Origin of the sequence: Spiroplasma endosymbiont of Asaphidion curtum (assembly GCF_964031085.1) — a bacterium.
Classification (GTDB): Bacteria; Bacillota_I; Bacilli_A; order Mycoplasmatales; family Nriv7; genus Nriv7.
The window spans coordinates 259,970-274,044 of record NZ_OZ035001.1; the positions used below are offsets into that span (position 1 = coordinate 259,970).

The window sequence follows — 14,075 nt, forward strand, 5'->3', positions numbered from 1 at the left end:
TTCAAAAACAAAAAGAATTAAATAATTTAATTCAAGAGCAAAAAGAAAAAAATAATCTAATACAAAAATATAATAGTTTATTAGATAAAAAAGATAATTCAAATTTGGAATTTATTAGTTCATATATTAAAAATAATGATTTTTATTTCTTGTATAAAAATATCGAAAATAATGAACTTTATCTTTATTCAAAAACAAATGAATCAGTGGAGCAGTTAAATAAAAGAACTTTTACTTTACCAAATGAATATAATTATTCATTAAATAATTTAATACGATTTTTAATCAATGAAAATGATATTTATTTTCTTTTAAATAATAGTATTTTTAGATTTAATTTAAATGGTTCTTATATCAAAGATATTCATATAGGTGGTATTAAAAATTTTAATATTTCAAAAATTAAAACCAGCAAGGACAGTATTTATTTCTTATCAGGTGATAATATATTTAAGTATAATTTAAGAAATAGTAACAAAGATTATGCAGAAAATTTTTTTTCTGAAGAACAAATATTAGATTTTGATGTTAATAATGAAAATGATGTTTATTTTGTTAGTCAGAAGAAAGATAAAAAATTTTCTTTTAATTTAAATATTTATTATCAAAGTCAGTTTCAACATTTTAACTTAGATTTTTTAAAACAAATTAATCAAAATTTAAATATAGAAGGAATTAAAATTGATAACAAAAGTAATATTTATCTTATTTCTTCAAAAGATTTTTTTAATAAAGAATTGTATAAATTTTCTAATAATATAGTAAATAAAGATAACTGTGATAAATTTATCTTAAAACTAGGTTACTATGTTAAAAATATGTTTTTTGATATTGAAAATAATATATATATTATATGTGAAGAGAAAATGTATTTTTTAAATGTAAATACAAAAGAATGAATTTTTCTTAAAAAAATAAAAAACAAATTAAGAAATATAAAAGAAGTTTTTTTTAGTAAAGAAAATATATATTTTGTTACTCAAAATAATATATATTATTTAGATTATAATAGTTTAAAAAACATGTTAATTACAAAAAAACAATTAATTAAAGAAAAAAAAGATTTAGAAAATTCTTTTACAAAAGAATTAAAAGAAATTAATTTAAATTTACAAAATCTTTTAGAATCAAAATTTAAATTAAATAGTGAAATGTCAACAAAAAATATACTTTTTTTAATAAAAGAACAATTAAAATTAATAAAAGAAAATCTAGATAATAAAAATAAAGAAATAAATCAACTGGAAAGTAATTTAAACACACAATTAGATGAAAAACAACAAAAAATTGCGGAATTAACTAATGAAATAAATCAACTGGAAAGTAATCTAAACACACAATTAGATGAAAAACAACAAAAAATCGCGGAATTAGAAGTTGAATTAAAAACAGCAAAATTAGAAAAAAATAGTTTAAATGATACTTTAGAAACTTTAAATAATGAAATTGAATTTTTATTAGATAATGATGTTAGTTCTTTTAAAAATATATCTTTAACAGAATTAAATGAAAATTTAAATCAATCTCTTTTTATGTTAAAGGTAAAAATTCAAAATATGGCGAAAGATTTAGATGATAAAAATAGACAAATAGCAGAATTAGAAAAAAATGAAGGTAAAAAAATAAATAAACTAAATAATGAAATAAATTTATCAAAAGTTTTCATTACTTCCTTGCAAGACAAGTTGCGCAATAGTGAAAATAATGAAAAAATGATGGAAAATTTACAAAGAAATATAAATAATAGAAACAATAAAATAGCAGAACTAAAAAATGAACTAAATACAAAATTAGATGAAAAACAACAAAAAATCGCGGAATTAACTAATGAAATAAAAACATTACAAGAAAAGATCGAAATTGAAAATAATAAGGAAAATCAATTAAATATAGTAATATCTCAATTAGAAAAAAGTGTTGAAAATTTACAGAAGGATTTAGATGATAAAAATAGGGAAATAAATCAAGTAAAAAGTAGTTTAAATACAAAATTAGATGAAAAACAACAGAAAATAACGGAATTAACTGGTGAAATAGAATCCTTACAAGAAAAATTAGCAGTTACTCAAAATGATGAAAATACATTAAGCAAAAAAATAACAGAATTGGAATTGACAAATCAACAATTAAACAAAAAAATAGCAGAAGTGGAATTGACAAATCACCAATTAAACGAAAAAATAGCAGAATTGGAATTAACAAATCAACAATTAAATAATTTTTTAAATAAAATCAGTGAAGATCTTTTTAGTGAGCAAGAAATAAAAAAATTCAAAACTGATGATGAAAGAAATAAAGCAATATTAGGAAAAATAAAAAGTCTTTTATCTTTTAATGATGGTTATTAAAAACTTTAAAAAATTATTATATATTTTAAGTTTAGTTATTTTATTAATAATTGTCTTCATTAGTTTAATTTTAATGTTCTATAAAAATAATAATGATTTTAATAAAATAGACAAATTTCCAGTTTTAGCAAAAACAGAATGAGTTACTTATAATAATACAAATATTATTATTTCTCGTAATTTAATTAATAAGGAATTTAAAACAAAGGTATTTTTTTTAGATTTAAATAAACAGGAAATGACAAAAATTTCTTGAATAGAAAATAAACATATAACCTCACATTTAGTACAAAATAATGATGTTTATTTTGGAACGAATAATGGTATGTATATTTTGAAACAAGGTGAAATAACACCATCTATATTAAAACAAACAGATTTTTATATAAATGCAATTTCTGCGTTTGATAATAATGTTTATATTGGAACAGATAATGGATTATATAAATTAGACAATAATTTGAAAATTACTCAATTAAATGATATTGGGGTTGATTTAATATATATTAAAAATGATGATGCTTTCTTTTTAAAATCTCGCGATAATTTATCGTTATTAAAACCAAATTTAAAATTAAATGAAGAAATAAAAAAAATAAAAATAGTAAATAAACATTTAATTACTAATTTTAAAACCGCTAATTTATATTTTGGAACAAAGGAAGGGGCTTATGTTCTTAAAAATGATAAAATAGAAAAAATATTAGATAAAAAAAATATTAATGGTATTTATGAATATAAGAATAATATTTATTTTGCAACAGAAGAAGGTGCTTTTGTTTTAAAACACAATGAAATTAAAGTTAAACAAATTGATGGAACAAATAACTTGTTTATTAAGTATTTTGATTTTGATGAAAATAATATTTATTTTGGTACTAAAGATAGTGTTTATATTTTAAAACAAGGTTCAAACTTAGTTGAAAAGATAAATATACCATTATTAACTATTAATGATGAAATAAAAAAAATAAAAATAAATAAAGATAAATTATTTTTACTAATAAAAACAAAATTAAATAATAAAGTAATTTCAAAAATATTAATTTTTAATTTATAGTAATGATAAAATCAAGATAAAATAAATATTTAAAATAGTACTTTAAAGTACTATTTTTTATTTTGTCAAAGTAGAAATAAATAATAAAAAAGTTACTGAGTTGTTTAGAAATATTTTTATTATTCAATTGCTGGAATTTAGAGCGGAGATTATAGTAAAAAAGGAGAGATATCATATTATATATGCCAAATTGTAAAGTTAAGTGCAACTAAATTATTTTTCTAACCAAATATTCGATTGGTGAAAGATAATTTAGTATTTTTCTTGGTCTTTGGTTTAAAGACAATATAAATTTATGAACTGCATTTTTAGTAGTATTTGAAAAATTAAATTTTTTAGGAAATTTTTCTCTAATTAAACCATTAGTATTTTCATTAGTACCTCTTTGTCAAGGCGAATACGCATTAGCAAAATAAATTTTCACATTTAAATTTTTTTCAAGTTGTTGTCAATTAGAAAATTCTTTACCCCTATCAAATGTTATAGTCTTAACAAGATTATTTGGAAGAATTGATAAATAATGGCTAATGTTTTCGTTAATAACTTTAGTAGTTCTATTTTCAACTAACATTGCTAAAGTAAATCTTGATGTTCTTTCAACTAAAGTTATTAAACATGATTTACTTTTACCTCGTGATGATACTACAGTATCACCTTCTCAATGACCAACAGTTATACGATTATTAACATTAATATTTCGTTCTTTAATTGATTTACCATTAAATTTACCGCGATTTTCTTGAGATTTTCGTTTCTTACCTTTTCTTCTTAAATTTTTATTAGTAACTTTTTCAAGTAATCCAGAATAAATTCAATTGTAAATTGTTTTAAAACTAATAATTCATTCTTTATGAAAATTTTTAATTCTGCCATAAATTTGTTCAGGCGATCAACCTAATAGTAATTTTTGTTGTACATATTTTACTAATTCTCTATTTTTAAACTTATGAAAATAAACATGTGATTGTTTTCTGTTTTCTGCTTTATTTTGTGCAATTAATGAAAAATAATGATTACTATCTTTATTTCTATTGACTTCTCGAATAATAGTACTAATACTTCGATTAAGATTTTTAGCTATTTCACTAATTTTTACTTTAAACTTCAATTGATTCTCAATATAAATTCTTTCATATATGCCAAGATGTTTGTAACCCATATAAAAACTCCTTGCTTTGTTTTTTCTAAAATAAACTTAGCATCATGAAATTTTTATATGAGATTTTTTGCAATTTTATTTACTTGCACTTACAAGTATAATTCAGCATATGATAATAAAAATAAATATTTTGTTATCAATTACCATGGTAATTGAGATAAAGTATATGAAGCATTGGATAAAAAGGAAAAAAATGCGTTGGAAGAATTACAAAACATTGAAGATAAAATTGCTTGTCAATATTTAACAATTTTAAGTTCACAATATCCGGCTGGTTTAAAAACAATTTATAAACCACCGTTTGTAATTTTTTATGAAGGAAATATTGATTTATTAAAATATTCTCAAAAAATTATTGCTATTATAGGTTCACATTATCCTAATGTTTATATTAAAAAAGTTGCTAAGGATATGGTTCAGCAATTAGTTAATCATCAAAAAATTTTAATAACTTCATTTAATGCTGGGGTTGAAATATTAGTTCATCAATTAATTAAAGAAAATAATATTTCTGGAAATAGTGTGGTTATTATTAATGATAGTAATAATTATGATGAAAATCAAAAAGAATTGGTTTCGTATCTTAAAAGATATCATTTAGTAATTAGTGAATATCCGCTTAATATGACAAGAGAAAATATTAGTCCAGTGGATAGTAATGTTCAAAGAATCTTATTAGGATTATCAAAAGCATTATTAGTATTACCGTTTGGTGATGAAAAAATTGTTCATTCATTAGTAGACATTGCTTTTAATGAAAATAAAGATGTTTTTGCGGTTCCTAATCAAATTTATGAGGATTTTGCTACTAATAATCTTATTAAAAATAATGCTAAATTAGTGCAAACTATTGATGATATTTTATAAACTTGATAAAGTTTTTAAAATGTACTAAAATATTGCCGTATTTATAAAAATATTGAGAATCAAAAGATTATTTTAAGGAGTAAAATGTTATGAGTAAAAATGTTGTTATTATGGAGTCGCCAACGAAAACTAAAGCGGTACAAAAATATCTTGGAGATGATTATACTGTTGTTTCTTCGGAAGGACATATTACCAATTTAGCGAATAAGGGTGAATATTATTTAGGGATTGACTTAGAAACATTTACTCCATATTATCGAATTGAAACTAAGAAAAAGCCACTTGTTAAGAAGTTGCAAGGTTTAGTAAAAGATGCTGATAAAATTTTTCTAGCAACTGATCCCGATCGTGAAGGAGAAGCAATTTCATATCACTTAAATGAAGTTTTAAAAATTCAAAGTAAATCAGTTCGAGTGAGTTTTAATGAAATTACTAAAGATATTGTTATTGAAGCTTTTAAAGTACCAAGAGAGTTGGATATGAATTTAGTTCATTCACAAGAAGCAAGAAGAATGATTGATCGGATGATTGGTTTTCGGTTAAGTAAGTTATTACAAAAGAAAATTCGTTCAAAATCAGCAGGAAGAGTTCAGTCAGTAGCTTTAAAACTTCTTGTTTTACGAGAAAAAGAACATCAAATTTTTATTCCTGAACAATACTGAACGATTGAAGCTTATTGGAAGAAACATATTTTAAAATTAACAAAATATTTAAATAAAAATATTGAAATTAAAACTGAAGCAGATTCCCAAAATATTATTAATAATTTAAGTAGTAAATATAAAGTTATTGATATTCAAGAAAAACTTCGAATTAGACAAGCAAATAATCCTTATACTACTTCAACAATGTTACAAGATGGATCATCACGATTAAATTTTGCTGCTAATAAAACATCTTTATTAGCACAACAATTATATGAAGGAATTGATATTGATGGATTATTAACAGGATTTATTACTTATCCAAGAACCGATTCAATTCGTTTAAGTGATAAATTTGTTAGTGATACTTTTGCTTTTATTACAGAATCATTAGGAAAAGATTATTTAGGGCAAGAAAAAATTACTAAAAAGAAAAATAATGTTCAAGATGCGCATGAGGCAATTCGACCAACAGATATTTTAATGACTCCTGAGAAGGCAAAAAATTATTTAGGTAAAGAACAATTACGACTTTATAAACTAATTTATAATCGGGCGATGGCATCATTAATGGCACCAGCGAAAATTACTGGGAAAACTATTATTTTGGATAATAATGGTTATGAATTTCGGTTGACTGGACAAACAATCTTATTTTTAGGATTTTTAAAATATTATCAGGATGATGAGGAAAATAATATTAGCATTAAATTACCAGTTTGAAAGATTGGTGATGTGGTAAATATTAAAGATATTAAGGCGTTGCAACATTGAACCAAACCAAAACCACGATATAGTGAAGCGCGATTAATTAAAACATTAGAAGAATTAGGAGTGGGGCGACCTAGTACTTATGCTCCGATTATGAGAACTTTACGCGAACGAGGATATGTTTTATTTGAGAATAAGGCTTTAAAAGCTAGTGAAAAGGGAATTTTAACTAGTGATAAACTGCAAGAGTTTTTTCAAGATATTATTAGTGAATCTTATACTTCACAAGTAGAATCACAATTAGATTTAATTAGTCATGGTGAAAAAGATTATCAAGAACTAGTTGGTTCTTTTTGAGAAAAATTTGAACCTCGTGTTGAAGAAGCTTTTGAAAAAATGACAGAAGTTGAAATTGAAAAAACTGGTACTAAATGTCCACGATGTGATAATGATTTAGTTTATCGTTTTGGAAAGTATGGTAAATTTATTGGTTGTTCAACATTTCCGAAATGTCGTTATATTTCATCACTAAATCCAGTTAACTTAGGATTTTGTCCACAATGTATTGAAGGCGAAAAAGTTATTAAAGTTAATCGTCGTAATCAAAAATTTATTGCTTGTAGCAATTATCCTGAATGTGATTTTGTAGAATCTTATGAACAATCCAAAGATGAAACAGAAAAAGCAAAATTAGAATAACTAACTTTTTCTGTTTTTAAAATTAAAAACGATATAATTATATTTAGAGGTGATAAAATGGAAAAAGGTGAAGCATTAATTAATGGTAAATTGCTTTCTTCTACAAATGTTATTGAAATTACGAGTCCAAACACATTAGAAGTAATTGGTAGTGTTCCTGCTCTTTCGTTAGAAAATATTAATGATGCGTTTTTGGCAGCTAAGAATGTCCAAAAGCAATGAGAAGAATTATTAATTAATGAAAGAATTAAATTTATTGAACAATGAAAGCAGTTAATTATTAAAAATACTGATGTGCTTGCTAATTTGATGGTTTTAGAAATTGCTAAAGGTAAAAAAGCAGCTATTTCTGAAATTAAACGCACAATTGAATATATTGATTTTACTGTTAATGAAGCATATCGTATTTATCCTGAATCATATACTGGTGATGCTTTTAATGTGAAAAATAAGTTGGCAATTTTTTCACGAGTTGCTAAAGGAGTTGTTTTAGCAATTTCACCTTTTAACTATCCTGTTAATTTATCATTAGCAAAAATAATTCCGGCATTAATTATGGGAAATACGGTGGTATTTAAACCATCTTCGCAAAGTTCTTTAACAGGATTGTTTTTAGCTAAGTTAGCATTTGATGCTAATTTTCCTGCTGGTGTTATTAATGCTGTTACTGGTAAGGGAAGTGTTATTGGTGATAGTTTAGTAACTCATCCGGCAATTGATGTTATTTCTTTTACTGGTTCTGATGTTACAGGAAAACATATTACTAAGATTACTAACAAAGTGGATATTATTTTGGAATTAGGTGGTAAAGATCCAGCCATTGTTCTTGAAGACTGTGATCTAGCAATGACGGCTAAAAAAATTGTTAAAGGAGCATTTAATTATTCAGGTCAAAGATGTACTGCTATTAAAAGAGTTTTAGTTGATAATACGATTGCTGATGAATTGGTATCTTTAATTAAAGTTGAAACAGAAAAATTAACAGTTGGTAGCCCTAATGATAATGCTGATATTACCCCAATTATTGATATGAAAACAAGCGATATTCTTCAAAAATTAGTGGATGAGGCGTTAGAAAAAAAGGCATCGTTAGTTTTAGGAAATATTAGAAAAAATAATTTGTGGTATCCAACAATTATTGATAATGTTACTAAAGATATGGATATTGCTTGGATTGAACCTTTTGGACCGGTGTTGCCAATTATCAGAGTAACATCAATTGATGAAGTGATTACTCTTGCAAATGGTTCTAAATATGGTTTACAAGCATCAATTTTTACTAATGATATTGATATGGCGATTAAAATTGCTAATCAATTAGATGTTGGTTCAATTAACATTAATGATGCTCCCCAACGCGGACCAGATTATTTTCCTTTTTTAGGAGTTAAAGATTCAGGGATGGGTGTACAAGGAATTAGAGAAGCATTATTGTCAATGACCCGCCATAAAGGCATTGTTTTTAACTGAAAGATAGAAAAATAATAATAAGAAATTTAATAATGATATTGTTTTTAAAGTTAAGTATTTACTTAACTTTTTTTGGATTTTTAATTTATAAAAATTAGATAAAACGCTTGCTTATTGATAGCAAAATATTTCATAATTTAATAACAGATAGTTACATTAGACTTGGTACATAACTATAACTAGCTTAATTCAAAATTATATATTCCTGAAATTAAGTTAAATCGTAATCCAAATCTTCTAATCTTATTGCGATAACGATAAACTAGTATTTTAAATCTTTTTAATCTAGCAAAAACATGTTCAATGGCAATTCTAACTTTACTTAAAAAGCTATTATATTCCTTTTTATCTGGATTTAAAGGATTATTTTTACTCTTTTTAATTGGCAATAATGTATTTTTATGAACATTTTGCAAACCTTGATATCCTGAATCAGCAATTAATTCTAATTTTGGATTTGTAAGTGTATTTGATTTTAAAAATAACTTATAATCATGGATACTGCCATAACAAAAATCTACTGAAATAATTTTATTGTTAAATAAATCAATAATTATTTGCGATTTTAATGAATAGACTTCTTGCATTACTTATTAAAATAATTACAAATTATTTGTAAATAAAAAATACTATATAGTAATTTCTAACTTTTATTAGGTTAATACTTATGGATTTTATTAAATGTGTAAATTTTGACACAACAAAAAATTATTTTATTATTTAAATTTAATTTTAAATAAATATTTTATGTTATCTATAATTGCAAATTATAAATTGAAGCAATTAAATTAAATCTTAAACTAAATCGTTTTCTACGATTACGATATTTTTCAGTAATAATTTTAAATTTTTTAAGAATAGCAAAAATATTTTCAATAATAATTCTCATTTTTGAAATTAATTTATTATTATGTTTTTGTTCTTTATTTAAAGGGTTTTTCTTTGTTTTTTTCTTAGGTATTAGAACATTACTATGAATTTTTTGTATTCCTTGATAACCATTATCAACTATTAATTTAGTATTTTTTAAAATTGGGATTTTTGATTCTTTAAATAAACAAAAATCATGCTTTTTACCGAGAGAAAAATTTGTTGCAATAATTATTTTGCTTTCTTTTTCAATAATTACTTGTGTTTTAATAGTGTGTTTTTTCTTTTTTCCTGAATAAGATTGTTTTTGTCTTTTTTTGGGCGTTGAATGGGTGTTTCTGTAGCATCAATAATAATTGTTTTATCATTAAAATAATCATTTATTAATGCTTTTTTACCAGCAAGTTGTTGAAAATCAGGATGTTTGATTAAAATATCTTCAATTCACTTGATATTTCGATAACAACTAGCTTCACTAATATCAAAACTTTTACCAAGATGAAAATAAGTACGATATTCTCGTCAATATGATAAAGTCATCAATAATCTATTTTCTAATGATAATTTATTATTTTTACCACCTCTTTTAAACTTTTTTAACTCAGCTTCTTTTAAAATATTTAACATTTTATTAAAAGTACTTTGCTTTATTCCAGTTAATCGTAATAATTCTTTATCATTAATAAAATTAAATTTATCAAATTTCATAATCTTAAATTCCTTATAATTTCTATTTTAAATATATTTTATAGGAATTTTGTTTAATAAATAAGTAATGCAAGAAGTCTAATGTTGCCTTTTCTTACCAGAAAATAATAATTTTAGTTTTTTTAATTCTTTCAATTGGAATTTCTGTAACATCAATTGCTAATAAATTATTATTAGTACCCTTATTTTCCAATAATATCTTTTTGCCAGGTATATGAAAGTGACTATTTTTTATTAGAGTATTTTCAACTCAAAAGATATTACGAATACAACTAACATGACTAATATTATATTTTTTTGCAATAATACGATATGTACTATATTCTTTTCAGTATTCTAAAGTCATAAGTAATCTTTGCTCTATTGATAATTTATTTGGTCTACCACCAATTTGTTTTTGTTATACGCCCCTATAAAATTCATTTTCGTCTTTGTATTTATCTAACATTTGTACTTCACCTAGGAAATAATATTATCAAAATAGTAGATAAAATTAAAGGTTATGTACCAAGTCTAATATTTTAATAAATGATTTCAAAAATACAGATTTTGTCACAAATGATAGTAATTTAAAAAATAAAAAGTTTACTCTTCGAGGTGCTGAATGTGAAAAATGTGCTTCTAATGTAAATAATATCATCATTATATATATTAGAAATATTACCAACACCAACAGTAAAATCTTTATGTTTTAAAATATCATCTTTAATCATAAAATCTGATTTCTTAAAATGGTTTTCTAAAATCTTGTAAATTCCATCAAGATTATTAGGTTTACCATCTTTACTTGTTTCATTATCTAGCAGTTTTGCAAAAATATCATTATTTACAAAAAATGTAATCTGATCCTTTTCTCATTTAATTTCATATTCTTTAAAGAAACCAAATACCATTTTAGTTATTTGTTCTAAATGAGCATTTAAAATTTTTGTTGGCAAAATCATCGTTACTGTTAATTTTTGATTATTTTTTTGTACCTTACCAGTCATTGGCAAACCATAAATAGTTAATGGTACCAGTCTTAAATCATTAGTACTAAAAGTAAATAATTCATTCTTAGAAAAATCATAAACACTTGGATTTTTATTTACAAGATAGTTAAAAAGTTCCTTGGGAGCTGATAAAATCCCTTGCTCATAAAATTTATTATATTCATCATTATTAAAATTATTAGTTAATGGTTCGCTTTTCATACTTATTCAATCTAAGAAATCAGAATAAGAATTATACTTAATATCATTATCATCACTAGCTTTTTTAAAACGATCAGAAGAAGCAATAAGTTCCTTAAAACGACTAAAAATTTTGTTATTATAATGAGACCAAATATTATATGTTGAAAAATCATTAGTAATTTTTGGATATTGATTATTATCTTCTCTAATTTCAATGCGTTCATATTCTGCTTTCAGCTGATCATATGTAACTTCACCAATTTTAACTTCCAAGTTAGCAATAATTTTCTTTGTTAATTCAAGATTATTAGTAATAATATGACTTGCAATAAAGCTTTGATTTGTAGGACTATATTCTTTAAAACTAAAACTATATTCATAAACTATATCCAGTCTAATAGCATTATCTTTAGTTACATCTAGTCCTGCTAAATCAGCGACTTTATCTAAAGCAATTTTAAATACTGTAAACTTCGTATCATTAATAGAAAGTTTAAAAGGTGGCAATAACTTATAATAATTACTATATTTTGTTTGTAATTCTGTAATATACCACAGACTTATGACAAGCACAAGAGGATTTTTAAAAAAAGGATGATAAATTATAAAATAAAGCAGGAATTTCTTAAAAATAATTTATAATTAAATTCCAAGGCAATGAGACTGTAGATTAATTTTTGGAGAAAGAAAAAGGTATTATTAATTTTATTAATTAGTAAAAGTTCACGAAAGGAATTTGATTAATATGAAAAAACTTTTAGGGTTATTAGGAACAATAACAATAGCAGGAAGTGGAATGTTGGGTATTGTTGGCAATGCTCCAGCTCCAGCAAAAAATGAAATTAATTATCAAAAAGAAGATAAAATTTTTAAAAAAATAAATGGAGTTGATTTAGGTGGCAGTTTTAGAATTGCTAATAATCAAAATATTTACTTTGGAACTAGTCATGGTGCATATGTTTTAAAGCGGGGTGAAACAACTGCAAATAAAATAGACGAAATTACATCAAAAGTCTATTCAATAATAGTTGATGGTAAAGATAATGTCTATTTTGGTACAGAAAATGGTGCATATATTTTAAAACAAAAAGAAACAATTGCAACTAAAATTAATGGTATTACTGATAATCATCATATACATTTAATTGCGGTGGATAATAGCGATAATGTATATATTGGAACAAGAAAGAATGCTTTTATTTTGAAGCAAGGTACAATAATTCCGAGTAAAATAAATGGAATAAATACAGATGATAATGAGAATTTAGCTCAAATTGTTATTGATTTTGATAATAATGTTTTTTTAGAACATATGTAATAAACAACACAAATAATAATTATCCTAATAATAGTCTTTATATTTTGCCAAATTGTAAAGTTAAGTGCAACTAAATTATTTTTCTAACCAAATATTCGATTGGTGAAAGATAATTTAGTATTTTTCTTGGTCTTTGGTTTAAAGACAATATAAATTTATGAACTGCATTTTTAGTAGTATTTGAAAAATTAAATTTTTTAGGAAATTTTTCTCTAATTAAACCATTAGTATTTTCATTAGTACCTCTTTGTCAAGGCGAATACGCATTAGCAAAATAAATTTTCACATTTAAATTTTTTTCAAGTTGTTGTCAATTAGAAAATTCTTTACCCCTATCAAATGTTATAGTCTTAACAAGATTATTTGGAAGAATTGATAAATAATGGCTAATGTTTTCGTTAACAACTTTAGTAGTTCTATTTTCAACTAACATTGCTAAAGTAAATCTTGATGTTCTTTCAACTAAAGTTATTAAACATGATTTACTTTTACCTCGTGATGATACTACAGTATCACCTTCTCAATGACCAACAGTTATACGATTATTAACATTAATATTTCGTTCTTTAATTGATTTACCATTAAATTTACCGCGATTTTCTTGAGATTTTCGTTTCTTACCTTTTCTTCTTAAATTTTTATTAGTAACTTTTTCAAGTAATCCAGAATAAATTCAATTGTAAATTGTTTTAAAACTAATAATTCATTCTTTATGAAAATTTTTAATTCTGCCATAAATTTGTTCAGGCGATCAACCTAATAGTAATTTTTGTTGTACATATTTTACTAATTCTCTATTTTTAAACTTATGAAAATAAACATGTGATTGTTTTCTGTTTTCTGCTTTATTTTGTGCAATTAATGAAAAATAATGATTACTATTTTTATTTCTATTGACTTCTCGAATAATAGTACTAATACTTCGATTAAGATTTTTAGCTATTTCACTAATTTTTACTTTAAACTTCAATTGATTCTCAATATAAATTCTTTCATATATGCCAAGATGTTTGTAACCCATATAAAAACTCCTTGCTTTGTTTTTT

Annotated in this window: 12 protein-coding genes; 6 read left to right on the forward strand and 6 right to left on the reverse strand. The window is 23.3% G+C overall.

The genetic code is table 4. The features are described from left to right. The first annotated feature begins 104 nt into the window (after nt 1-104). Together AAHJ00_RS01625 and AAHJ00_RS01630 are read left to right on the forward strand one after the other, a co-directional pair. Nucleotides 105-2,348, forward strand: a complete 2,244-nt coding sequence (locus tag AAHJ00_RS01625) for a hypothetical protein (RefSeq protein ID WP_342224283.1) — start codon at nt 105-107, stop codon at nt 2,346-2,348. Next, entirely contained in the window at nt 2,335-3,408 is a 1,074-nt protein-coding gene (locus tag AAHJ00_RS01630; protein WP_342224284.1) for a hypothetical protein, read from the forward strand. The genes AAHJ00_RS01625 and AAHJ00_RS01630 overlap by 14 nt, the downstream gene beginning before the upstream one ends. 208 nt (nt 3,409-3,616) lie before the next feature. On the opposite strand, the gene AAHJ00_RS01635 is transcribed toward AAHJ00_RS01630, so the two are convergent. Further along, a complete protein-coding gene (locus AAHJ00_RS01635; protein WP_342223766.1) occupies nt 3,617-4,567 on the reverse strand; it encodes an IS30 family transposase in 951 nt (316 codons plus the stop codon). A gap of 57 nt (nt 4,568-4,624) precedes the next feature. Here AAHJ00_RS01635 and AAHJ00_RS01640 point away from each other — a divergent pair, with 57 nt between their 5' ends. The 3 genes from AAHJ00_RS01640 to AAHJ00_RS01650 all read left to right on the forward strand — a co-directional run bounded on the left by AAHJ00_RS01640 (nt 4,625) and on the right by AAHJ00_RS01650 (nt 8,973). After that, nucleotides 4,625-5,434: a DNA-processing protein DprA gene (locus AAHJ00_RS01640; RefSeq protein WP_342224285.1), complete on the forward strand. Its 810-nt coding sequence runs from the start codon at nt 4,625-4,627 to the stop codon at nt 5,432-5,434. A gap of 89 nt (nt 5,435-5,523) precedes the next feature. Beyond that, complete coding sequence (gene topA, locus AAHJ00_RS01645) at nt 5,524-7,488, forward strand: type I DNA topoisomerase (RefSeq protein ID WP_342224286.1); 1,965 nt, start codon at nt 5,524-5,526, stop codon at nt 7,486-7,488. A gap of 57 nt (nt 7,489-7,545) precedes the next feature. After that, nucleotides 7,546-8,973, forward strand: coding sequence for an NADP-dependent glyceraldehyde-3-phosphate dehydrogenase (locus AAHJ00_RS01650; RefSeq protein ID WP_342224287.1), 1,428 nt, complete (start codon nt 7,546-7,548; stop codon nt 8,971-8,973). Nucleotides 8,974-9,137: 164 nt separating this feature from the next. Here AAHJ00_RS01650 and AAHJ00_RS01655 read toward each other — a convergent pair whose 3' ends face one another. The 4 genes from AAHJ00_RS01655 to AAHJ00_RS01670 form a co-directional block, all read right to left on the reverse strand. Next, nucleotides 9,138-9,545: a transposase family protein gene (locus tag AAHJ00_RS01655; RefSeq protein ID WP_342224288.1), complete on the reverse strand. Its 408-nt coding sequence runs from the start codon at nt 9,543-9,545 to the stop codon at nt 9,138-9,140. A gap of 167 nt (nt 9,546-9,712) precedes the next feature. Then, nucleotides 9,713-10,536 (reverse strand): IS5 family transposase gene (locus AAHJ00_RS01660; protein ID WP_342223477.1). Its coding sequence is split into 2 segments (ribosomal slippage): nt 9,713-10,140 and nt 10,140-10,536, totalling 825 coding nucleotides; the frame shifts between segments, so codons are not numbered across the junction. 94 nt (nt 10,537-10,630) lie between these two features. Then, nucleotides 10,631-10,882: a transposase family protein gene (locus tag AAHJ00_RS01665; RefSeq protein WP_342224289.1), complete on the reverse strand. Its 252-nt coding sequence runs from the start codon at nt 10,880-10,882 to the stop codon at nt 10,631-10,633. Nucleotides 10,883-11,105: 223 nt separating this feature from the next. Next, the gene (locus AAHJ00_RS01670; RefSeq protein ID WP_342224290.1) at nt 11,106-12,218 is read right to left on the reverse strand and encodes a hypothetical protein; all 1,113 of its coding nucleotides are present in this window, start codon (nt 12,216-12,218) and stop codon (nt 11,106-11,108) included. A gap of 238 nt (nt 12,219-12,456) precedes the next feature. Between AAHJ00_RS01670 and AAHJ00_RS01675 the strand changes: the two genes are divergently transcribed. After that, nucleotides 12,457-13,029, forward strand: coding sequence for a hypothetical protein (locus AAHJ00_RS01675; protein WP_342224291.1), 573 nt, complete (start codon nt 12,457-12,459; stop codon nt 13,027-13,029). A 70-nt stretch (nt 13,030-13,099) separates the two neighbouring features. Here the strand turns inward: AAHJ00_RS01675 and AAHJ00_RS01680 are convergent, their stop codons facing one another. Beyond that, complete coding sequence (locus tag AAHJ00_RS01680; protein ID WP_342224292.1) at nt 13,100-14,050, reverse strand: IS30 family transposase; 951 nt, start codon at nt 14,048-14,050, stop codon at nt 13,100-13,102. Between the last annotated feature and the right edge of the window lie 25 nt (nt 14,051-14,075).